21 protein-coding genes are annotated in these 23,352 nt (G+C 54.9%); 11 read left to right on the top strand and 10 right to left on the bottom strand.

From position 1 onward, the window contains the following. Positions 1–21: 21 nt before the first annotated feature. Both JHD74_RS10190 and bioH read right to left on the bottom strand, forming a co-directional pair. On the bottom strand, positions 22–306 hold the full coding sequence (locus tag JHD74_RS10190; RefSeq protein WP_024527587.1) for a YdgH/BhsA/McbA-like domain containing protein: 285 nt from the start codon (positions 304–306) through the stop codon (positions 22–24). A 299-nt stretch (positions 307–605) separates the two neighbouring features. Beyond that, positions 606–1,376, bottom strand: a complete 771-nt coding sequence (gene bioH / locus JHD74_RS10185; protein ID WP_024527588.1) for a pimeloyl-ACP methyl ester esterase BioH — start codon at positions 1,374–1,376, stop codon at positions 606–608. A gap of 87 nt (positions 1,377–1,463) precedes the next feature. On the opposite strand from bioH, the gene gntX reads away from it, so the two are divergent. Continuing rightward, positions 1,464–2,147 carry a DNA utilization protein GntX gene (gene gntX, locus JHD74_RS10180; protein WP_199062656.1) on the top strand — a complete coding sequence of 228 codons (684 nt, stop codon included), beginning with the start codon at positions 1,464–1,466 and terminating at the stop codon, positions 2,145–2,147. A gap of 58 nt (positions 2,148–2,205) precedes the next feature. Further along, positions 2,206–2,781, top strand: coding sequence for a Fe-S biogenesis protein NfuA (gene nfuA, locus JHD74_RS10175; protein ID WP_065684007.1), 576 nt, complete (start codon positions 2,206–2,208; stop codon positions 2,779–2,781). 74 nt (positions 2,782–2,855) lie between these two features. Here nfuA and malQ read toward each other — a convergent pair whose 3' ends face one another. Both malQ and malP read right to left on the bottom strand, forming a co-directional pair. Further along, a complete protein-coding gene (gene malQ / locus JHD74_RS10170; protein ID WP_199062654.1) occupies positions 2,856–4,937 on the bottom strand; it encodes a 4-alpha-glucanotransferase in 2,082 nt (693 codons plus the stop codon). 9 nt (positions 4,938–4,946) lie between these two features. Continuing rightward, entirely contained in the window at positions 4,947–7,352 is a 2,406-nt protein-coding gene (gene malP / locus JHD74_RS10165; RefSeq protein ID WP_199062652.1) for a maltodextrin phosphorylase, read from the bottom strand. A 593-nt stretch (positions 7,353–7,945) separates the two neighbouring features. Here malP and malT point away from each other — a divergent pair. Then, positions 7,946–10,660 carry an HTH-type transcriptional regulator MalT gene (malT, locus tag JHD74_RS10160; protein ID WP_024527593.1) on the top strand — a complete coding sequence of 905 codons (2,715 nt, stop codon included), beginning with the start codon at positions 7,946–7,948 and terminating at the stop codon, positions 10,658–10,660. 413 nt (positions 10,661–11,073) lie between these two features. Here the strand turns inward: malT and JHD74_RS10155 are convergent, their stop codons facing one another. Genes JHD74_RS10155 through ulaA form a run of 4 tightly spaced genes read right to left on the bottom strand, consistent with a single transcriptional unit; the run spans position 11,074 to position 13,946 of the window. Further along, entirely contained in the window at positions 11,074–11,730 is a 657-nt protein-coding gene (locus JHD74_RS10155) for a 3-keto-L-gulonate-6-phosphate decarboxylase UlaD (RefSeq protein ID WP_029710879.1), read from the bottom strand. Between the two features lie 14 nt (positions 11,731–11,744). After that, on the bottom strand, positions 11,745–12,218 hold the full coding sequence (ulaC, locus tag JHD74_RS10150; RefSeq protein WP_074030268.1) for a PTS ascorbate transporter subunit IIA: 474 nt from the start codon (positions 12,216–12,218) through the stop codon (positions 11,745–11,747). 10 nt (positions 12,219–12,228) lie between these two features. Then, entirely contained in the window at positions 12,229–12,534 is a 306-nt protein-coding gene (ulaB, locus tag JHD74_RS10145; RefSeq protein ID WP_024527596.1) for a PTS ascorbate transporter subunit IIB, read from the bottom strand. Between the two features lie 14 nt (positions 12,535–12,548). Then, positions 12,549–13,946, bottom strand: a complete 1,398-nt coding sequence (gene ulaA, locus JHD74_RS10140; RefSeq protein ID WP_024527597.1) for a PTS ascorbate transporter subunit IIC — start codon at positions 13,944–13,946, stop codon at positions 12,549–12,551. A gap of 410 nt (positions 13,947–14,356) precedes the next feature. Between ulaA and ulaG the strand changes: the two genes are divergently transcribed. From ulaG to JHD74_RS10110, 6 genes are all read left to right on the top strand, one after another. Further along, positions 14,357–15,421, top strand: a complete 1,065-nt coding sequence (gene ulaG, locus JHD74_RS10135; protein ID WP_024527598.1) for an L-ascorbate 6-phosphate lactonase — start codon at positions 14,357–14,359, stop codon at positions 15,419–15,421. Between the two features lie 143 nt (positions 15,422–15,564). Then, entirely contained in the window at positions 15,565–16,320 is a 756-nt protein-coding gene (ulaR, locus tag JHD74_RS10130) for an HTH-type transcriptional regulator UlaR (protein WP_024527599.1), read from the top strand. A 240-nt stretch (positions 16,321–16,560) separates the two neighbouring features. Further along, positions 16,561–17,550 carry an autotransporter outer membrane beta-barrel domain-containing protein gene (locus JHD74_RS10125; RefSeq protein WP_178380912.1) on the top strand — a complete coding sequence of 330 codons (990 nt, stop codon included), beginning with the start codon at positions 16,561–16,563 and terminating at the stop codon, positions 17,548–17,550. A 114-nt stretch (positions 17,551–17,664) separates the two neighbouring features. Next, positions 17,665–17,991, top strand: a complete 327-nt coding sequence (gene glpE, locus JHD74_RS10120; protein WP_024527601.1) for a thiosulfate sulfurtransferase GlpE — start codon at positions 17,665–17,667, stop codon at positions 17,989–17,991. A gap of 158 nt (positions 17,992–18,149) precedes the next feature. Further along, positions 18,150–18,986: a rhomboid family intramembrane serine protease GlpG gene (glpG, locus tag JHD74_RS10115; RefSeq protein WP_024527602.1), complete on the top strand. Its 837-nt coding sequence runs from the start codon at positions 18,150–18,152 to the stop codon at positions 18,984–18,986. 33 nt (positions 18,987–19,019) lie between these two features. After that, complete coding sequence (locus JHD74_RS10110) at positions 19,020–19,778, top strand: DeoR/GlpR family transcriptional regulator (protein WP_021181740.1); 759 nt, start codon at positions 19,020–19,022, stop codon at positions 19,776–19,778. 53 nt (positions 19,779–19,831) lie between these two features. Here the strand turns inward: JHD74_RS10110 and JHD74_RS10105 are convergent, their stop codons facing one another. Next, on the bottom strand, positions 19,832–20,218 hold the full coding sequence (locus tag JHD74_RS10105) for a tautomerase family protein (protein ID WP_074030263.1): 387 nt from the start codon (positions 20,216–20,218) through the stop codon (positions 19,832–19,834). Next, a complete protein-coding gene (locus JHD74_RS10100) occupies positions 20,218–20,526 on the bottom strand; it encodes a carboxymuconolactone decarboxylase family protein (RefSeq protein ID WP_024527604.1) in 309 nt (102 codons plus the stop codon). The genes JHD74_RS10105 and JHD74_RS10100 overlap by 1 nt, the downstream gene beginning before the upstream one ends. An 88-nt stretch (positions 20,527–20,614) precedes the next feature. Between JHD74_RS10100 and JHD74_RS10095 the strand changes: the two genes are divergently transcribed. Then, a complete protein-coding gene (locus JHD74_RS10095; RefSeq protein ID WP_178380913.1) occupies positions 20,615–21,511 on the top strand; it encodes a LysR substrate-binding domain-containing protein in 897 nt (298 codons plus the stop codon). A gap of 290 nt (positions 21,512–21,801) precedes the next feature. Continuing rightward, positions 21,802–23,310 (top strand): glycerol-3-phosphate dehydrogenase, encoded by a 1,509-nt coding sequence (gene glpD / locus JHD74_RS10090; protein WP_024527606.1) that lies wholly within the window; start codon positions 21,802–21,804, stop codon positions 23,308–23,310. Positions 23,311–23,352 lie beyond the last annotated feature (42 nt).

The raw sequence follows: 23,352 nt of genomic DNA, 5'->3' as shown, positions 1-23,352 counted from the left end.
CCTGCGCCCCTCGTTTGAGGATTATTTCTTGTCTTTATACACTTCAGCTACTGCACTGAACTTACCGTGTTCGCGAGCCGCCAGCACGACATAGTATTGGCCCCCTTTCTCATCGGCCAGCTTGGACAGCTCTTCTTTCAAGTCCATTGGGTCTGTCGCCTGAGCGGTCGACGTCACAGTACCAATTTTCTCGTACTTGCTCGGATCCTTAGCCAGGTCTTCCTTGGTCAGCAAAGTTGCAGCCATCGAACCGAAAGACACTGAACCTACAATCAACGCCGCAACGATCATCTTCAATGATTTCATGATAATACCTCTCAATGGATAAACTAGTTTTTATGAAAGCGACTAACAAGAAATGCGTCATCGAGCTTGGCTACTGCGACGTCTAACAGCTTCGTTGCTTTCCCTGACGAAGCTCTCTCTGCCCAGAAACAAATCGCCAAGGTGAAAATTGATAAGCCCATATTCACCTTGTAGCCACGCATTTACCCCTTCAAGTATCGAACAGGTTTAGTTTTTATCCACTTATTGGTTAATAATTTACCGCCGTTTTGTGCTTTTATAATCTGTAATCAATGAGATATCGCCGCCAGACCGCGCCATTACTCGGTTACAACAAATTGATTAATAATGTTAGCGAATGCTTCGGGGTGAGAGATAAACGGCGCATGGGACGCTTTGGCGATCACCTCCGAGGTGGAATTCGGCCACAATTCGTCCAGCAGGCTAGCCACTTTGCGTGGCACCAGCCCGTCAAGGTAGCCATAAATACGCAGTACCGGCATCGTCAGTGCCGCCATTGATTGGCGTTGATCCACCGTACGTAGCATCTCCAGGCCCCCGTTAAGCACCTCAACGCCCGGCATCGGCTGGTTGAGCACCACGGTTTTCAACTGGCGCGCATCTTGGCGAGCGCTTTCCGTGCCCAACGTTTGCAACGCCAGGAAGCGCTCCACGGTGCGCTGGAAATCATGGCTGAGCTGCTGCTGAAAGCCACTGAGCACCTCTGGACGGATCCCAGGCCACGGATCGTGTGCCGTAAAGCAAGGCGAAGAAGCCACGGTGATCAGTCCGGTTACCCGCTCAGGCTGCATAAGGGCAATTTGCCCGGCTACCAGCCCGCCAAGTGACCACCCCAGCCAATAAGCCTGCTTGGGCGCGGCGGCCAGCAGTATCTCCGCCATCTCCGTTAATGAGACGGCCCCATAGCCCTGGCTGCGGCCATAGCCAGGCAAGTCCACCAGGTGTAGGCGAAAATGCGGAGCCAATCGCTCCAACGTGCAACCCCAGACTTCGGCATTCAGTCCCCATCCGTGCAGCAACACAAGATCGCGATCGCCTTCACCCAAGGTTTGCCAATACAGCTCTGTCATCAGTTATTGTCCTTGCTCATCGCCTTTCAAGCGGTTGCGTTTTACACAACTCGAAATTCATTGAGTATTAAAAAGGGGGAGGTGACTATGCTACCAATCCACAGCCGCTGTTGGCTATGCCGGCAACCATTACGGCTGATGCAACAGGGCATCTGCAGCTACTGCCTGCGTACGTTGCCCACCAAACCTTGTTGCTGCCCAGTTTGCGGCTTGCCCAGTGGCGATCCCCATCAGCCTTGCGGGCGATGTCTGCAAAAGGCGCCCCCTTGGCAAGCATTGGTCTTTGTTTCGGATTATCGCCCGCCCATCTGCACCCTGGTGAAAAATTTCAAATTCCAGCAGACACCCGCACTGGCTCCCACTCTGGCTCGTTTGATCCTGCTGCATTGGCTGCAAGCGCACCGAGAGCAACATCTGAACAAACCGGAGGTGATTTTAGCGGTACCCTTGCAGGATAAACGCTGTTGGCGGCGTGGCTATAACCAAAGCGATCTGCTAGCCCAGCCACTAGCCCGCTGGTTGGGCTGCGAATATCGCCCTGCAGCATTGCGCCGCATCAGGGCAACCGCGCCACAACAGCAATTGATAGCGCGCCTGCGGCGGCGTAATCTGCGTGGTGCTTTCCGTTGTGATGATAACCTGGCAGGGATGCATGTGGCACTGCTGGATGATGTGGTTACTACTGGCAGCACCATGGCAGAAATCGCTACACTATTACAGAAGCAAGGCGTCGCATCGTTGCAGATTTGGTGCGTTTGCCGCACGTTGTAGTACCACGGCAATGGGCGTATTATAACCTACTATAGAAGTCAACTATTGAGCTAATGCTATGATCCGTATAACAGATGCTGCACAGGAACACTTTGCCAAGCTGTTGGCAAGCCAAGAAGAAGGCACCCAAATCCGCGTATTCGTGATCAATCCGGGTACGCCGACGGCCGAATGCGGTGTCTCTTATTGCCCGCCAGACGCGGTGGAAGCGACAGATACCGAACTCAAGTTCGAGAAGCTGTCCGCTTACGTCGATGAGCTGAGCGCGCCTTATCTGGACGACGCCGAAATCGACTTCGTCACCGATCAGCTCGGCTCACAGCTGACGCTGAAAGCGCCGAACGCTAAAATGCGCAAAGTGGACGACGATGCGCCACTGATGGAGCGCGTAGAATACGTGCTGCAATCGCAGATCAACCCGCAGCTGGCTGGCCACGGTGGCCGCGTGACGCTGATGGAAATCACCGACGACGCGCTGGCCATCCTGCAGTTCGGCGGCGGTTGCAACGGTTGTTCAATGGTCGACGTCACTCTGAAAGAAGGGATCGAGAAAGAGCTGCTGCAAAAGTTCCCGGAACTGAAAGGCGTGCGCGATCTCACCGAGCACCAGCGCGGCGAACACTCCTACTACTGATAAATATCAGGGCGCAATTCCGTTCTGCGCCCTGCCTATCGCCATCGGGGTCGGTTAATCCGCCCCCGATGCATTTAGCCTACCGAAACCTTTCTGCGTCGCTTATCCAAATCCTTCAATAAACGGTTGACCTCAACATCGTCAAACATCGCTTCCAGGGTATGGCTCAGCTTACGCCGCCAGTTCGGGTACTGATCGCTGGTGCCTGGAATATTCACCGGTTCCGCCATATCCAACCAGTCTTCCGGTTGCAGGCCCAGTAACGCGCTGGCACTGTCTGCCACATAGCGTTGCAGACCCCGGTTCAGCAACGGACTCATGCTCAACAATGACGCTTTCTTGCCGACCTTTTGCGGTACGCAGCCGTAGCGATGCAGCCCGTCCAGTAGCCCCTGTTTGGCCCGTTCACGATCGGCAAACAGCTCCTTGAGCACTTCCGCATCCGGGTATAACCCCAGTCGCTTGCCGAGCGTCAGGTCTCCGCTTTGCCAATAGCCACGCAGCGTTGGCAGATCGTGGGTGGTAATGGTCGCCATTGCCTGCACCGGATAAGACTGCGGCGCACGGAACTGCTTCTCCGCATCGTGCTCGAAGTACAGTACCTTGTAGGAATAGACGCCGCTATCACGCAGTTTGCCGACGATCTCCACCGGCACGGTCCCTAAATCCTCCCCAATCACCATGCAACGATGGCGCTGACTCTCCAAGGCCAACAGCGCCAGCAGATCGTCAACCGGGTATTTCACATAGGCGCCGTGATCGGCCGTTTCACCATAAGGGATCCACCATAAACGCAGCATCGCCATCACGTGATCGATACGCAAGGCGCCACAGCTGGTCATGTTGGCGCGTAGCAAATCGATAAACGGCTGATAACCCCGCGCGACCATCACATGTGGATCCATCGGCGGCAGGCCCCAGTTTTGCCCCAGCGGACCAAGAATATCCGGCGGAGCACCCACCGAGGCTTGCATGCAATACAGCTCGCGTTCACACCAGGTTTCCGCCCCGCCCTCTGCCACCCCGACCGCCAGATCGCGGTACAGGCCAATCGGCATCTGGCACTGCTGGCTTTGGCCAAAGCACTCGGCAAACTGGCTGGCCGCCAACCATTGCAGCCACAGGTAGAAGGTAACCTCATCCTCATACTGCTTACAGAAGGTTTCCACTGCCGGGCTGTTGCCCTGTCGATACTCCTCCGGCCAGGCTGGCCATCCCCACATAGTGCTGTCTTTGGCACTGAGATGGGCATGTAACGCGTCGAACGTTGCCTGTTGATACAGGCTACTGCCCCCTTCACCGACAAAGCGTTCAAATTCCTGCTTCAGCGCATCCTGCGGCTTACGGGCCTGGAAGTGCGGGAAAGCCAGCTTCAACGCCGCCAGCTTCAACTGCGTTACCGTGCTGTAGTCCACCAGCTCACTACTACGCGCTTTGGCCAACAGCTTCTGCGTCGCAGCCTTCTGCCACCATTTTTGCGCGGCCTGGCTGAGCTGGAAATCCTCCACCACGTTGACGTCGATATACACCACGTTCAACCAGCGGCGAGAAGACGGGCTATAAGGGCTGGCGCTTTCCGGGCTGGCCGGATAGAGCGCGTGGATCGGGTTGAGCCCAATAAAGGCGCCGCCGCGTTCAGCCACCTCACCGACCATTGCCCGTAAATCGCCAAAGTCGCCAATACCCCAGTTACGCTCGGAACGCAGCGTGTAGAGCTGTACGCAGGCTCCCCACAGCTTCTTGCCGGTCAACAATGCATCCGGCTCGTAGCAACGCTTGGGGGCGACAATCAGCCGACAGGCCCATTGCTGCTCCCCCTGTGACACAGTGAGCTGGTGATAACCCAGCGGTAACTTGCCCGGCAGGGTTAGGGTTTTATGCGCACTGGCGCGGCCCTCTTGCTGGCTACCGTCCTCACGCAACAATACCCACTGAAACTCGCCCTCCCCCCCCAGCGGCAGCGCCACCGGGTTGCCATGATAAAAGACTTTAACCAACGGCAAGGGAGCCGTTGACGGCTGCAACGACGTGGGGTTCATCGCCGCCAACAGCTTGCGTTTGGTTTCCGGCGAAATTGCCTGCCGTTGGCCATGGGCATTGATGTAATCGGCAGCTATCCCAGCCTGGGCTGCTACCTGATCGATACCTTTACTCATTCGCACTCCTTAACGCTTGGCTTGCCAAATGCGTTGCTGATAGTCACGGATCGAACGATCCGAGCTGAACATGCCTACGCGCGCGGTGTTAAGGATAGTGCGGCGCGTCCATTCGTCGCGGTCACGGTACAGTTTGTCTACCTGCCGTTGAGCTTCGCAGTAGGAAGCAAAGTCCGCCAGCACCAGATACGGATCGCCGCCTTCCAACAGGCTGTGCAGCATCATATCGAAAGCGTGCTTGTCACCATGACTGAATGCGCCGCTGGCCAGTTCGTCCAGGATTGCTTTCAGGTGCTTGTCTTTCTTGCGATAGCTCAGCGGATCATAACCCTTGGCCAACAGCGCTTTAACCTGCTCCACGGTGTTACCGAAAATAAAGATGTTGTCCTCGCCGACCTGCTCGGCGATCTCGACGTTAGCTCCGTCCAGCGTGCCCACGGTCAGTGCGCCGTTCAGCGCCAGCTTCATATTCCCGGTACCCGACGCTTCTTTACCGGCGGTGGAGATCTGCTCGGAAATGTCCGCCGCCGGGATCATCAGTTCAGCGACAGAAACGCGGTAATCAGGAATGAAGGCCACTTTCAGGCGATCTTTGACGATCGGATCGTTATTGATCTTCTCTGCGGCCTGGTTAATCGCATAGATGATGTTCTTCGCCAGGTAGTAACCTGGCGCAGCTTTGGCACCAAACAGGAATACGCGTGGCACGATGTCCAGATCCGGGTTATCCCGCAACTGGCGATACAGCGAAAGAATGTGCAGCAGATTCAGATGCTGGCGCTTGTACTCGTGCAGGCGTTTGATCTGCACGTCGAAGATCGCATCTGGATTGAGCGTCAATCCCATTACGCTGTGCACGTAGTTGGCCAGGATCACCTTGTTATCACGCTTGATCTGCTGATACTTCTCGCGGAAAGCGGCATCTTCGGCGTATTTTTCCAACCCCTTCAGCGCATCAAGATCGTTGGCCCACTCCACTTTCAGGGTGGTATCGATCAGGCCTGACAATGCCGGGTTACACTGCTTGAGCCAGCGGCGCGGCGTAATGCCGTTGGTGACGTTGTGGAATTTGTTCGGCCACAGCTGGTGATATTCCGGGAACAGATCTTTGACTACCAGATCCGAGTGCAACTGAGCCACACCGTTCACCGCAAAACCGCTGACCACGCACAGGTTGGCCATGCGCACCTGCTTGTTGTGGTGCACTGCCAGCTTGGCCCACACCGCCTCATCGCCCGGCCAGTGTTGGTCTACCAACCGCTTAAAGTTGGCGTTGATCTGCTTGATGATAGAGAAGTGGCGCGGCAGCAGGCTGCGCACCAGTTTCTCATCCCAGCACTCCAAGGCTTCCGGCATCAGGGTGTGGTTGGTATAGGCAAAGGTCTTGCTGGTGATCGCCCAGGCTGCATCCCAATCCAGTTGATGCTCATCGAGCAAAATACGCAGCAGCTCTGGAATGGCGATGGTTGGGTGGGTGTCGTTGAGTTGGATCACTTCGTACTTCGGCAACTCTTCAATCTTGCGCCCGGCCAGATGGTGTTTACGCAGAATATCGGCCACCGAGCAGGCACATTGGAAATACTGCTGCATCAGGCGCAGGCGTTTGCCAGCCTGATGGTTGTCATTCGGATAGAGCACCTTGGTCAGCTTGGCGGCTTCTACGCCCTGCTTTTCCGCCTGCAGGAATTTGCCGTCGTTGAAATCCCCCAGATCGAATGGATGAGTATGCGTTGCCTGCCACAGGCGTAGCGGCTGGGTGACCCCGTTACGGAAGCCCAGCACCGGCAGATCCCAAGCTTCCCCACGCAGGGTAAACTCCGGGTGCCACAGCTCACGACCATCGGCCAGTTTCTCTATCTTGCCACCAATCCCGACATCCACCGCCAACGCAGCATTATGGCGGAACCACGGGTAGCTCTCGCGCTGCCAGTTATCCGGTGCCTCTTGCTGATGACCTTCTTTGAACGACTGACGGAACAGCCCGTATTGATAGTTCAGCCCATAGCCGGTAGCCGGTTGCTCCACCGTGGCCATCGAGTCCAGGAAGCAAGCGGCTAAACGCCCCAGCCCACCGTTACCCAACGCCGGATCGGTTTCCTGCTCCAACAAATCTGCCAACTTGACGTCTTGCTCTGCCAACGCCGCCTCAACGGTGTCATACCAGCCGAGGTTGATCAGGTTGTTGGCAGTCAGGCGGCCAATCAGGAATTCCATCGAGATGTAGTTTACATGGCGCAACGACTTGCTGCTTTTACGCGGCGCAGGCTGCGCGGCCAGCTGTTCGGCGAGAGCGGCACTTACGGCCTCCCACCATTGATGCTGAGTCATCTGCTGTGCGGAGCTGAGGCCAAAACGCTGCCACTGACGAGTCAGTGCAGCCAGAAAAACGTCCTTTTTGAGCATAGGCTGTGACATAGGTAAAACTCTCTATCCGGTGTACCCGTCGTCTTTCAAGCGGCAACTTGAGTTCCATTGGGTAGTAAATGGGCCAATTTTTTCACTATCGTGCCGGGGAGAACCCGCAATGGCATCATCCCGCCTGGGGATTAGCTGGGGAGGAGGATTGGGGCGTAGCTGAAACTGTGATCTCAGGCACTTTTTAAGCCCCCTTGCGTGCGGTAAGAAAGCCCATCGATATCACCGGTGAGCATAAAATCGACGGCAAACCTCAGGACGTTAGCACAGTTATGATAGCTGATGAAGTTTTGTACTTGTCCACTAACAACCGAAAAACAGGGTAATTTCTGAGGGTAATCAGGCGCGATGTAAAGCGCAGTTAGAGCGGAACCGGGGGCAAACATAAAAAAGTGTGATCAATAGCAATTTAACTTCAAGCCAAAGCGCAAGCTTGTTGCATTACCGTTGACGATGTTCGAAGTTAAAGAGGGGGATTAATTACGAGCTACAAAATAATTAACTCAACCCGGTCCCGAGACAGGAACACGGTAAAATAAATTCCTTCGGGCAGTCCTTCGGCGGCGGGAACCGCACTTTACACCTGGAATATTATGCTGATCCCATCAAAACTGAGCCGTCCGGTACGGCTGCAAAATACCGTGGTACGCGATCGTCTGCTGGCGAAGCTGGCCGGTGCGGCGAACTATCGCCTGACATTGGTCAATTGCCCGGCAGGCTACGGTAAAACCACGCTGGTGGCACAATGGGCTGCGGGCAAATCGGATCTGGGATGGTACTCCCTGGACGAGAGCGACAACCAGCCGGAGCGCTTCGCCAGCTATCTGATCGCTGCGCTGCAACAGGCCACCGCTGGCCACTGCGTGAAAAGCGAGGCGTTAAGCCAGAAACACCAATACGCTAATCTTTCGGCGCTGTTTGCTCAGCTGTTTATCGAGCTGTCTGACTGGCACCTGCCGCTGTACCTGGTGATCGACGATTACCACCTGATCACCAATGACCAGATCCATGAGGCGATGCGCTTCTTCCTACGCCACCAGCCCGAAAATCTGACGCTGCTGATCCTTTCCCGCACCCTGCCTCCCCTGGGGATTGCCAATCTTCGCGTACGCGATCAGCTGTTAGAGCTGAGCACGCGCCAGTTGGCTTTTAATCACCAGGAGGCGAAACAGTTCTTTGACTGCCGCCTTACCTCCCCACTGGAGCACAATGACAGCAGCCGTCTGTGTGACGAAGTGGAAGGCTGGGCAACCGCCTTGCAGCTGATCGCACTCTCCGCCCGTCAGTCCACCTCTTCCGCTCAGCAATCTGCCAAACGTCTGGCCGGGCTGAACGCCAGCCACCTGTCCGATTATCTGGTGGATGAGGTGCTGGATCGCGTCGATGCCGATGCCCGCGCATTTCTGTTACGTTGCTCGGTGCTGCGTTCGATGAACGACGCGTTGATCGTTCGCCTGACCGGGGAAGACAACGGCCAGCAGCGCCTGGAAGAGCTTGAACGCCAAGGCCTGTTTATTCACCGCATGGACGATACCGGCGAATGGTTCTGTTTCCATCCGCTATTTGCCTCGTTCCTGCGCCAGCGTTGCCAGTGGGAATTGGCGCTGGAACTGCCAGGCCTGCACCATGCGGCAGCGGAAGGTTGGTTGGCGCTCGGTTACCCAGCGGAAGCCATTCACCATGCGTTGGCGGCCAGCGATGTCAGCATGCTGCGCGATATCCTGTTGCAACATGCCTGGTCGTTGTTCCATCACAGCGAACTGGCCTTGCTGGAAGAGTGTCTGAATGCCCTGCCGTACGAACGGCTGATCCAGAACCCGAAACTGGCCCTGCTGCAAGCCTGGCTGGCACAAAGCCAGCACCGTTACAGCGAAGTGAACACCCAGTTGGAACGCGCCGAACAGGCCATGCTCCAGCAAAAGATCGTCATTGACCAGACTCTGCATGCTGAATTTGACGCGCTGCGTGCTCAGGTGGCGATCAACGCCGGTAAACCGGAAGAGGCCGAACGCCTGGCCACCGAGGCGCTGAAATTCCTGCCGCTATCCAGCTATTACAGCCGCATCGTGGCCACCTCCGTCACCGGTGAGGTTCACCACTGCAAAGGAGAGCTGGCACGGGCTCTGCCCATGATGCAGCAGACCGAACAGATGGCTCGTCGCCATCAGGCTTACCACTATGCGCTGTGGGCACTGTTACAGCAGAGCGAAATTCTGATCGCGCAAGGGTTCCTGCAAGCCGCCTATGAAACGCAGGATAAGGCCTTCGAACTGGTGCGTGAACAGCATCTGGAGCAGTTACCGATGCACGAATTCCTGCTGCGCATCCGCTCACAGGTGCTCTGGTCATGGTCACGGTTGGACGAAGCCGAAGAGGCGGCACGTGAAGGGTTGAAGGTGTTGGCTAACTACCAGCCGCAGCAGCAGTTGCAATGCCTGGCGATGTTGGCGAAATGCTCGCTGGCACGTGGCGATCTGGATAATGCCAATGCTCACCTGCTGCGCAGCGAAGTCCTGCTGCATGGCTCACAGTATCACCGGGACTGGCTGACCAATGCCGATAAACCAAGGGTGATCCACTGGCAGATGACCGGTGATACCACCGCAGCGGCCAATTGGCTGCGCCATACCGAAAAACCGGGGATGGCCAACAACCACTTTATGCAGGGGCAATGGCGTAATATCGCCCGCGTGCAGATCCTGCTTGGGCAGTACGAAGAAGCTGAAGTGGTGTTAGACGAGCTGAACGAAAATGCCCGCCGCCTGCGGTTGGTGAGCGATCTCAATCGTAACCTACTGCTCAGCAACCAACTCTACTGGCAGATGGACCGCAAAGCGGATGCCCAGCGCGCGCTGATAGAATCACTTTCGCTGGCCAACCGTACCGGGTTTATCAGCCACTTTGTGATCGAGGGAGAGGCCATGGCGCAGCAACTGCGTCAACTGATCCAGCTCAACACGCTGCCGGAAATGGAACAGCATCGCGCCCAGCGCATTCTGCGCGATATCAACCAGCACCACCGGCACAAGTTCGCCCATTTTGACGAGAACTTCGTCGATAAGCTGCTAACTCACCCACAAGTGCCAGAATTGATCCGCACCAGCCCGCTGACACAGCGTGAATGGCAGGTGCTGGGCCTGATTTACTCCGGTTACAGCAACGATCAGATCGCCGGGGAACTGGCCGTGGCGGCCACCACCATCAAAACCCATATCCGTAATCTGTACCAGAAACTGGGGGTCGCACATCGGCAGGAAGCGGTGCAGCAGGCGCAGCAGTTGCTGAAAATGATGGGTTATGGTGCGTAGTTTTAGAGCAGATCAATAGGTTAAGCCAAGTGTAGCGCCCCTCACCCTAACCCTCTCCCACAGGGAGAGGGGACCGAACGCGCCACATTTTAACAACTGCGCTCAACCATAAATTCGCAAGGCGTCGTACTTGCCACAAATTGACTACTTTACCCTGCCTATTCCATGCAACAGAATGACTCTTGTACCTAAACGCAGCTCCGTACCAGCTCCCTCTCCCTGTGGGAGAGGGGGACCGAACGTGCCACATCTTAACAACTGCGCTCAACCATAAATTCGCAAGGCGTCGTACTTGCCACAAATTGACTACTTTATCCTGCCTATACCATGCAACAGAATGACTCTTGTACCTAAACGCAGCTCCGTACCAGCTCCCTCTCCCTGTGGGAGAGGGTTGGGGTGAGGGGCAAGCATCATCCCCACAGTTGGGCGATAGTACGTTTGAACTCGCGAGCGGCGGCCACGGGATCAGCGGCATCGCGAATGCTGCGGCCAGCAATAAACACGTGAATAGGAATGCCCTTGAACAGCGGCAGATCTTCCAAGGCCAAACCGCCGGTCACGGTCACCTTGAAGCCCATGCTGGTAAGACGTTTGATAGCGGTGATATCCGCATCGCTCCATGCCACTCCGGCGGCCTGCGCATCGCGGCTGCGATGGTAAACCACTTGCTGGATCCCTGCGTCACGCCACTCCTGTGCCTGCTCCCAGGTCCAGAAACCGGTCAACTCGATCTGCACATCACCGTTAAACTCTTTGGCTACCGCCAGCGCCCCTTTGGTGGTGTTGATATCAGCGCAGCAGATCACCGTGACCCAGTCCGCATTAGCCTCAAAGCACATGCGCGAGAGGATTTTACCAGCGTCGGCGATTTTGGCATCCGCCAGCACGATTCGGTCTGGGTAAAGCGCTTTCAGATCGCGCACCGCACGTACCCCTTCGGCCACGCACAGAATGGTGCCAACCTCAATAATATCAACCTCATTGGCGATCAGACGCGTGGTGCGATAAGCGTCATCCATTGACTGGTTATCCAGCGCAACCTGCAACATTGGTAAAGTATTTGCCATCTTGCTTGCTCTCCTTAGTGGGCTGCCGCAGCGGCAGAAGTCAGGTTTATCAGATCCAGTACCTGCTGTGGTGTACGGCAGGCTCGCAAGCGATCGAAGTTGGCCTCATCTTCGAACAGGTTAACCACCTGCAGGATGCCGACCTCCTGATGCGTTTTGGCATCCACCGCCGCCATGGTGATCAGGATATCGATCGGGTCGTTGTCCTCATCGCCAAAACGAACCGGCGTTTTCAGCGTGACCAGCGCAAAACCGGTTTTTAACACTCCCTCCTCCGGCCTGCCGTGGGGCATTGCCAGCCCCGGGGCCAAGACAAAGTACGGGCCAAACTGCTTAACACCGGCCAGAATGGCATTGAAATAGCGAGGTTCTACCACACCGGCCTCCACCAACAGATCGACGCCGATTTTCACCGCCTGCTGCCAGTCTTGTGCCTCGGCCTGCAACAAAATCGACTTGTTGTGCGCCAGCGAATCACTCAGCTTCATTGCCGTTGCCTCACTTGATGTCTTTGGGAAAATGAGTGCCGATCACGTCCATCAGCTTGGGGCCGAAATCGGCGGCAGACAGCATATTGCGCACCCCCACCACATACTTGTTGCCACTGACGATGATTTCGTCAGCCACGTGGGTGGAGGCAATAATGATGTCGGCGCCGCTCAGTTCGGATTTGTATTCCCCCACCGCGCAGCTGTTGACCGTGTGGTCTACGCCTTGTTGGGTGAGGAACTGGTCGACTTTCATTTTCATGATCATGGAACTACCCTGCCCACAACCGCATACCGCCAGAATTCGTACCGTCATGTTGTGCTCTCCAGTTAGTTTGAAGCCGATTCAGTAAGTTGTTTTTCCGCATCCTCTTCCGCGCGCAACGTGCGCCCGGCGAAGAACATGTACAACAGCGCGATAACTACCACCACGCCCATAAACCACAGGCCGAAGCTCAGGCCCTGCATCAGCGGCGGTGCCAGGATTGACCAGTCCGCCATCCCCATCCAGGCGCTTAGCCCGGTCAGTTTGATGGCCCATACGCAGCCAAAGATTTCGATCATCCCCATCACCAGGCAAATCTTCATCGCCGCACGCCAGCCGCCAAAATGGTTGGCAAACACGCCGATGGTGGCGTTGGAGAAAAACATCGGGATAAAACCAGGGATGATCATGATGGAGGAACCAAGCGCCAGCAGTACGCCCACCGCGATCAGTTGCCCTACGGTACCCCACATAAAGCCCCACACCACCGCATTGGGCGCAAAGCTGTAAATGGCGGCGCAATCGATGGCTAGCACCGCCCCAGGGATCAGGCGTTGGGAGATGCCGTTGAAGGCTTCGGTCAGTTCGGCAACGAACATCCGCACGCCCTGCACGATGATGAAGATAGCGACGGCAAACATCAGGCCGGTTTGCAGGATGTAGATCGTCCAATGGGTTTTACCCGCCATCTGCTGCAGAGTATTGAGCCCGAAGGAACAGAGAATGATGCCAAAGAACACCGTCATCACGATGGCGGTGGAAACGATATTGTCATGGAAGATATTCAGCCAGCCGGGCAGCTTGAGGTCTTCCACGCTGTCCTCTTTTTTACCGAGGTAAGGCGCCACCTTATAGGCTACCCAGGAGGCAAACTGCTGTTGGTGGCCAATGGAAAAACCGCTGTTTTCCGTCACCGATTGGGTGGGCTTGAACATCATGTTGGAGGTGATCCCCCAATACAGCGAGGCGATCAGGGCGCTACACAATATGGTGGTCCACATGTCGTAACCGGAGATGTAGAAGAACACCGCGATCAGCCCCACCTGCTGAAACATGATATGGCCCGTCAGCATAATGGTGCGGATGCCGGTGATGCGCCGCAGCAAGACATAGACAATATTCAGCGCCAGTGCCAGCAGCACCGCATAACCCACCCAGCTATAGGCATCCCCCATCCGTTCAATGGTCGCCATCATCGAGGCGTAGGTGTCTGAGATGGCACCGTTGATGCCATAAACCTCGGAAAGCTTGGCCACCACCGGTTTGAAGGTACCGGTCAGGATGCCGGAACCGGCCTGCAACAGCATAAAGCCGATGATGGTTTTGATGGTGCCTTTGATGATCACCGCCGCGCTTTTGCGCAATAGCAGATAGCCCAGCAGCGTGACCAGCCCCAGTAACAACGGAGCATTGGTCATTACCTGATTAAAAAACACGGTGAAGATGGTGTAGAGGGTTTCCATACGGCTCTCCATGTAGCGTTTATGCGCCGTAGGGAACGCCGCTGGTCGCCAGGCCAACGCGTCACTATAACGCAGGGATAGGCTAACCATAGCAATCACAGCGAATCACCAAAAGATCATAAATGATTATTTGTGAACAACCTCGCAAGTTATAGGGTAAAAATTTGTACATTCAATGAGCCGGGTTGACGTAAATTCCATTACCCATTGAATTAAATACAAGTTAATGAATGACCTGTTGTGCATAAAGCCGAATCACCGAGGTAAAACGCCAGATTTAAACCGGCTAAACAGCGGTTGTCAGGATAAATAAACGGTGCTAGATTCAGCAAAACAAATCAAATTGAATCACAATATGATAATTTGTGATTCAATTTGATGTAAAATGCCCTGATGATGAGGAACGAATCATGAGTAAAGTCACTACCATCACCCGCGAGTCCTGGATCCTGAATACCTTTCCGGAATGGGGCTCCTGGCTAAATGAAGAAATTGAGCAAGAGCAGGTTGCCCCCGGCACCTTCGCCATGTGGTGGCTGGGATGTACTGGTATCTGGTTGAAATCAGAGGAAAATGCTAATCTTTGCGTCGATTTCTGGTGTGGTACCGGCAAGCAGAGCCACGCTAATCCGCTGATGAAAACCGGCCACCAGATGCAACGCATGGCCGGGGTGAAGAAGCTGCAGCCCAATCTGCGCACCACGCCGTTCGTCCTCGATCCCTTTGCCATCAGGCAGATTGATGCCGTACTGGCCACTCACGATCATAACGACCATATCGACGTCAACGTCGCCGCCGCGGTGATGCAAAACTGTGCCGCCAACGTGCCCTTTATCGGGCCGCAGAGCTGCGTGGATATCTGGCTTGGCTGGGGCGTACCGGCGGAGCGCTGCATCGTAGTGAAGCCTGGCGATGTCATCAAAATCAAAGACGTGGAGATCTGCGCGTTGGATGCCTTCGATCGTACGGCGCTGATCACCTTGCCGGTGGAGCAAAAAGCGGCGGGCATGCTGCCAGATGGCATGGATCAGCGGGCGGTCAACTACCTGTTCAAGACTCCTGGGGGCAATCTTTACCACAGCGGGGACTCCCACTACTCCAACTATTACGCCAAGCACGGCAACGATCACCAGATCGACGTGGCGCTTGGCTCCTATGGCGAAAACCCACGCGGCATAACCGATAAAATGACCAGCGCCGACATTCTGCGTATGGCGGAATCGCTGAACGCCAAGGTAGTGATCCCGTTCCATCATGATATCTGGTCGAACTTTCAGGCCGATCCGCAGGAAATCCGCGTACTGTGGGAAATGAAAAAGGACCGGCTGAAATATGGCTTTAAGCCGTTTATCTGGCAGGTGGGGGGCAAATTCACCTGGCCGCTGGACAAAGACAACTTTGAATACCACTATCCACGCGGCTTTGATGATTGCTTTACCCTTGAACCGGATTTGCCATTTAAATCCTTCCTGTAACGGTCAAGCGTGAGAACGTGACGCCGCTGCAGCTTTATGCGCACTTCTGCACACGGATGATTCAAATCATCAGCAGGTGCGCATATAATCACGGCATATCCCCTGAAGACGGGGGAACGTTCTCATTTCCAGACGGAGCCCGAATGACCGAATCCCAGCGCCATAATGCCATTCTCGATCTCTTACAGCGTAAGGGGCAAATTTCCGTGGCCGATGTGATTAGCGCCTTCGAGATCTCACCGGCAACCGCGCGCCGCGACATCAATAAACTCAATGAGACCGGTAAGCTGCGTAAGGTGCGTAACGGTGCCGAAGCCACCAGCACCCCTCGCCCCACCTGGACACCGCTCAATATCCATCAAACTCAGCATCTGGATGAGAAGATGCGTATCGCCAAAGCGGCCGCTCAGCTTTGCCAGGCAGGTGAGAGTGTAGTAATCAACTGCGGTTCCACCGCCTTTCTGCTGGGGCGTGAGATGTGCGGTAAAGAGGTGCAGGTGATCACCAACTACCTGCCGCTGGCCAACTACCTGATCGAACGTGAGCACGAAAGCGTGGTGATCATGGGTGGACAGTACAATAAAAGTCAGTCGATCACCCTGGCTCCCCAAGACGGCGATGCCACCCTGTATGCCGGGCACTGGATGTTCACCAGCGGGATCGGCCTCACCAGCGACGGGCTATATAAAACCGACATGCTGACCGCCATGGCAGAGCAGAAGATGCTCAACTACGTCGGTAAGCTGGTGGTGTTGGTGGACAGCAGTAAGGTCGGCCAACGGGCCGGTATGCTGTTCAGCCGCACCGAGCAGATCGATATCGTGATTACCGGGCGCGATGCCGATCCGGCGATAGTCGAGCAACTGCGCCTGCAAGGGGTGGATGTTCAGTTGGTTTAACCTTTACGCCGCTGCCTTGCTATCTATTTTTGTCATCCTGGGTGATTTCCCAGGATGAACATTCATTCTCCTTTTATTAAGCAACCTATAGTTTAGGTAATATATAGAGCCTGATACATCCACCAAATAAATAGGTCGAGCGATATCACTCACGATCACTCTAAAGCCCGCCTGTTTTCTCATGACATTATCGTTTCATCTGGGTACTATTGCGGCAAATTTCCATAGGGAGTTGGGATTGTGGCAATAAACAGGAAAACACTTATTGTGGTCGGGATTTATCTCACCACCTCTCCAGCCATAGCGAGCACGGATACCCTCATCGATTATAGTTCTCGGCCCGATGCCGGGGTTTATCTGGGTAATCAGGTTGCCGCATCAACGTTATTTTCTCATACCCTACACCAAAGAAAGACCGCGCCAGGAGACAGTCAATTCTGGATGCGCGCTTCGGGTTATCACAGCAAGGATCTGAGCGCGGGCGATAATGGTTTGCCCGTCGATATGGATCGTCAGGTCTTTATGCTTGGCGGGGATTTGCTGGCCTTGGATAACAACAAAGAAGAGTGGACGGCAGGCCTGATGACCGGCTACGGCCACGCCAAGAGCAGTGCTAACAGCGCCACACTCTCATCCGAAGGTAAAGTCGACGGCTATTCTATCGGCGCTTACAGCACCTGGTATCAGGATAAGAAAAAGCATTCTGGGGCGTATGTGGATTCCTGGCTGCAATATGCCTGGTTTAACAACAGCGTGACCTATGCGCAGGGCAAACAGAATTATGACAGCACCGGCTTTAGCGCTTCGCTGGAAACTGGCTATGCCCTACAGCCTTTTTCGGCACTCGAGTTGATTATCGAGCCACAGCTGCAGATTATTTATAACCGCTTCGATGCCGATAATTATCAGGATCCGGCAGGCGTCTATATTCATCAGGCCGATGCGCCAAACTTTACTTCACGCGTCGGTATTCGCTGGTACAGCGATCAAGACGATTATACTACCGCCTATCTCGCCACCAACTGGTGGCATAATAGTGGCAAAAACGCGGTCAACTTTAATGATACGCGGGTAGAGACCAACGCTCTGAATGATCTTTTTGAGGTCAAGTTAGGCCTGCATTCGCCTAGCACTTACAACATGCAGCTGTGGTTCGAAGGCGGGATCACCATGGGAGCCAACAGCTACCAGGATTACGGTGGCACCTTGGGTGTGAGCTATCGCTGGTAACAACGCTACGGCTGCAAGGCGGCGGGGATAAAGTCCCTGCTGTTGCTCTGGTCTAATACCTGCAAAAATTGGATACAATAAAGACATTATCCCATTACCCGGTATTTTGCAGTTATGGAACAGTTTGAAACGATCGACGTTGTGCAAGCACACCAACGCCTGAAAGACGGTAGCACCGCACTGGTTGATATCCGCGATCCACAAAGCTTTGAGGCTGGGCATACGCCAGGCGCTTTTCATCTGACCAATGCCACCCTGTCCGCATTTATGCAGCAGAACGAGTTCGATCGCCCGGTGATGGTCATGTGCTATCACGGCAACAGCAGCCGTAGCGCCGCGCAGTACCTGCTGCATCAGGGGTTTGACGCGGTTTACAGTATTGATGGCGGCTTTGAGGCCTGGGCCCGCCAGTTCCCACAGGACGTTGAGACCTCCGCCTAACCCCCTTTGGGCCGCCTTTCTGGGCGGCCAATCGCTGAATTCTGCACTGTTTTTGTCAGATCCCTTCCCTGCGCTCAGGATTTCAACGGTATAATCAGCCGCCAATGCCATCGGCGGTTTTGCCCGTGGCCAAAGTCATCTACTTAGACGGAAAATCTATGGTTCGAGTGATCGCCGTATCCAACCCTCGCCTGGCGCAGGCCTTTGTCGATTACATGGCAACGCAAGGGGTTGTACTTGAAGTCCGCGCCACGGGCGATGCAGCCGAAATCTGGCTGGCGGACGAGGCCCATCTGGAGCAGGTGCAACACGAACTGCAACAGTTCCTGCTCGATCCGTTCAACCGCCGCTATCAGGCCGCCAGTTGGCAGGCAGGCAGCACCGATGCCGGTCTACAGTATCAACAGTTTTCTTACCTGCAAATCATCCGCAGCAAGGCAGGGCCGCTGACGCTAACGGTGATGAGCCTGTGCATTCTGGTCTATATCCTGATGCAGGTGCTGGGTGATGATACCGTCATGTTCTGGCTCTCCTGGCCGCAAAACAGCTCGCAATATGGCCAGCTGTGGCGCTGGGTCAGCCATGCGTTTTTGCACTTCTCGCTGCTGCACATTACCTTTAACCTGATGTGGTGGTGGTATCTTGGTGGTCCGCTGGAAAAACTCCTCGGCACCGGCAAGCTGTTTGTGATCGCCGTAGTATCAGCCTTCTTTAGCGGCTGGGCACAGTCGCTGTTCAGCGGTGCGCTGTTCGGCGGGCTTTCCGGGGTAGTTTACGCGCTGATGGGCTATGTCTGGCTGAGCGGTGAACGCGCACCGGAACGCGGTTTGAACCTGCCACGGGGCTTGATGGTCTTTTCCGCGCTCTGGCTGGTGGCCGGTTATTTCGATATTTTAGGAATGTCGATCGCCAATGCGGCACACGTTGCCGGTTTAGTGATAGGGTTATTAATGGCATTCTGGGATACGCGGCATCGCGCGCACAACGAACAATAACAACCAGGCACATCGGTGTATTAGGGGAATATCGTGAAGCAAACACAGCGTCATGACGCAATTATCGAATTAGTGCGCCTACAGGGATATGTCAGTACGGAAGAGCTGGTGGAGCACTTTGCCGTCAGCCCGCAAACCATTCGCCGTGATTTGAATGACCTGGCCGATCAGAACAAAATACAGCGTCATCACGGTGGAGCTGCGTTACCTTCCAGTTCGGTAAACACCGCTTATCACGATCGCAAGGTGATGTGGTCGGAAGAGAAAGCCCGAATCGCCCAGCGCGTAGCCAGCCAGATACCGGACGGCGCCACGCTGTTTATCGATATTGGTACCACGCCGGAAGCGGTAGCCCACGCCTTGATGGGCCATAAAAATCTGCGGGTCGTGACCAACAACCTGAACGTGGCCACCCTGCTCACTGCCAAAGAAGATTTCCGCCTGATCCTGGCCGGTGGTGAGGTACGTACCCGTGATGGCGGCATCATGGGCGAAGCCACGCTGGACTTTATCTCCCAGTTCCGCCTGGATTTCGGTATTCTCGGCATTAGCGGCATCGATATGGATGGCTCGCTGCTCGAATTCGACTATCACGAAGTGCGAACCAAACGCGCGATTATTGAAAACTCCCGCTGCGTGATGTTGGTTACCGACCATTCCAAGTTTGGCCGTAACGCGATGGTGAACCTGGGGAACATGAACCTGATCGACTATCTGTTTACCGATCAGGCTCCGCCACCCAGCGTGATGAAGATTATCGAGCAGTACGACGTACAGCTGGAACTCTGCTGATCGCCCCGCCCCCTCACTAAATGGAGAGGGGGCCTAACGTGCCACGAATTAGCTCATCCCCCAGGGCAATACATGCGACCATTGCTGAAGCTCCAGTCAGCGGCGTTGTTGTACTGAATAATCACCATGACATCATCGGGATGAATATTCAGCCCCCTGTTCAGGCGCTCACTCAGCACATGGTAAAAACTCTGCTTCTGCCCGGCGGTACGCGGCTTTCCTGCGATGATCTGAAACAGGACAAAGTTGTCGCTGCGTTCATTGCTCTGATAATGCCGGTCAAAAATGCGCTGGCTGGCAGGTAGCGTTTCAATGACCTGAAAACGGTCGTCTGGCGGAACGTCAAACTCCTCCGTCAGGCTCTGGTGCAAAATGTCAGAAATTTTCTGAAGTTGTGTCTCACTGTAGCCTTGGCGAAGTGTAATTCGGCTGAAGGGCATCAGATACTCTCCTCATCAATACAGCCGATTGCAGATACTGCGGCCGGCCAGCCTGCATAAAAAGCCAAATGGGTGAACGCTTCAATAATCTCCTGCTGGCTCAGACCATTTTTCCGAGCAAAATCGAGGTGCCACGGTAGCTGTTGCACCCGCCCCAGCGCAGCCAGAGCAGACAATGTTATCAGGCTGCGATCACGCGGGGAGAGTTCACCGCGCTGCCATATATCATCAAAAAGAACCTCCTTGCTCAATTCAGCCAGTTTGGGGGCCAGTCGGGCAAGCATGTCTCGGTCGGTGGATTGGGTCATGGCATTCTCTCCGTATTGACAGTCAACCCATTCTGGCGTGATAGTAAAATCCTGAAAATCGAATTAATCAGGACCAACCATCCTGAATATAAGGATGATAATGCAGAAGCTTTTACCCGCGCTGGATCTGGATGCACTACGCAGCTTTGTTACCGGCATTGAATGTGGCAGCTTTGCGCTGGCGGCAACACGCCTGTCCCGCTCCACTTCTGCCGTCAGCGCCCAGTTAAAAAAGCTGGAAATGCAGTGCAACGCGACATTGGTGATGAAAAAAGGGCGCCATCTGGAACTGACCCCTCAGGGTGAAATGCTGATGGGTTATGCGCGGCGCATGCTTGAGCTAAACGATGAAACACAGCGTGCTCTGAAAGGAGAATTGTTAAAGGGGGAGATCAGCATTGGTATGCAGGAGGATTTTGGTGAATCACTGATGCCTGGGATCCTCGGCCAGTTCAGACGCCATCATCCAGAGCTGAAGATCATCGCCAGGGTTGACCGTCAACGTGTGCTGCAGACCGCATTAGTCGATAAAACGGTCGATATGGCACTCATGTGGCAGCCAGATGCACAGATACGCGAAGGCCGACGGTTAGGCGAACGCCAACTAGAGTGGATTTACCATCCGGACCTGGATCTTCCTGCTTTGCTGGCAAAGGGTGAGCCGCTACCACTGGTGATGTTTGAAAACCCGTGCCTGATGCGCTCGCGTGCTACTACCAGCCTGGATCATGCAGGGATCCCCTGGAGGGTAATGTTTGTCAGCCACAGCCTGAGCGGTATCTGGGCTGCGGTAAAGGCCGGGTTTGGTCTGACCGTGCGCACGCACCTAGGCATGCCAGGAGATCTGCGCATAGCGGGCAACCTTCTGCCAACACTCGGAAATCTGGGGATCACACTTGAGCAGACCAAGACCGACGGTGAGAATCTCACTGCGCGGGCAATGCTTGGCCAGTTAATGGAGGAGGCGTTGTCAGGATTGAAATAATGCCCATATTTATGTTCCCCCCCCTACCCATCCCTGTCGCTTCGTCACCAAACTCAAAAACTTCCTTATATCCACGCCCGCAATGGGCATGGGTTTGCGGCGGATGCAGCTAAGCGAAACGGCGTCAAATATCCCTTCAATTTGTATACCTACTATCACCAAACTGTTACCTCTATCACGCAAGAATGTTTTTGTTTGGTTAACTCTTGGCTTGCTTGTTGGTTTCCGATTACAATAATGAGCGAAAACGAACATAAAAGAGCTATTTCGAACACCAGGAGGAAGTTAACGTGGAAACCAAAGACTTGATCGTTATCGGTGGTGGTATCAACGGAGCCGGCATCGCAGCCGATGCAGCCGGGCGTGGGCTGTCCGTACTGCTACTGGAAGCGCAAGACTTGGCCTGTGCTACGTCTTCCGCCAGTTCAAAACTGATCCACGGTGGCCTGCGCTACCTGGAACACTACGAGTTTCGTCTGGTCAGCGAAGCGCTGGCCGAACGTGAAGTGCTGCTGAAACTGGCACCGCATATCGCCTTCCCAATGCGTTTCCGCCTGCCGCACCAGCCTCATCTGCGCCCGGCCTGGATGATCCGTATCGGCCTGTTCCTGTACGATCATTTGGGCAAACGCACCAGCCTGCCAGGCAGTAAAGGTTTGCGCTTTGGACCAGAGTCCGTCCTGAAGCCAGACTTAAAGCGCGGTTTCGAATATTCTGATTGTTGGGTAGACGATGCGCGCCTGGTCGTACTGAATGCCCAAGCCGTGGCCGAACGCGGTGGCGAAGTGCGCACCCGCACCAAAGTGACCCGCGCCTGGCGCGAAAATGGCCTGTGGATGGTAGAAGCCACCGATGTCGACAGCGGCAAAACCTTTACCTGGCGCGCCAAAGGCCTGGTGAACGCCACCGGCCCATGGGTAAAACATTTCTTCGACGATGGCCTGAAGCTCAAGTCTCCTTACGGTATCCGCCTGATCAAAGGCAGCCATATCGTGGTACCTCGGGCACATAACCAGCCACAGTCTTATATCTTGCAGAACGAAGACCACCGTATCGTGTTTGTCATTCCGTGGCTGGACGAGTTCTCCATCATTGGCACCACCGACGTGGAATACCACGGCGATCCGAAAGACGTGAAGATCGACGATAACGAAATTGACTACCTGCTGAAGGTATATAACGACCACTTCAAAAAACAGCTGGGCCGTGACGATATCGTCTGGACCTACTCTGGCGTGCGCCCGCTGTGTGATGATGAGTCTGACTCACCGCAGGCCGTAACTCGCGACTATACGCTGGATGTACATGACGAGCAGGGCAAAGCCCCACTGCTTTCCGTATTCGGTGGCAAACTCACCACCTACCGCAAGCTGGCCGAGCACGCGATGGAGAAGTTGGCTCACTACTATCCTGGCTGTGGCCCGGCGTGGACCAAAAACGGTTCCCTGCCGGGGGGCAATATTGACGGCGATCGCGATAGCTATGCTGCTAAACTGCGCCGTCAGCACGGTTGGATGACAGAGTCATTGGCTCGTCGTTACGCCCGTACTTATGGTAGCCACAGCGAAATAATCCTGGCCAATGCCAATAGCCTGAGCGATTTGGGTGAAGACTTCGGCCATGACCTGTACGAAGCTGAACTGCGCTATCTGGTTGAGAAAGAGTGGGTTGTCGAGCTGGATGATGCCCTGTGGCGTCGTACCAAACTGGGGATGTGGCTCAGCGAAGAACAGCAGGCGCGGGTGAAAACCTGGCTGGCAGAAAATGCCAAACCAAAAGCGTTGTCATTGGCGTCTTGATTGAGGTGTGAGTAGGCGGGCGCAGCATGCAGCGCCCCTACG

Origin of the sequence: Serratia sp. ASV30 (assembly GCF_016428815.1) — a bacterium.
GTDB lineage: Bacteria > Pseudomonadota > Gammaproteobacteria > Enterobacterales > Enterobacteriaceae > Chania > Chania fonticola_C.
This window is presented reverse-complemented; position numbering and strand designations above follow the sequence as displayed.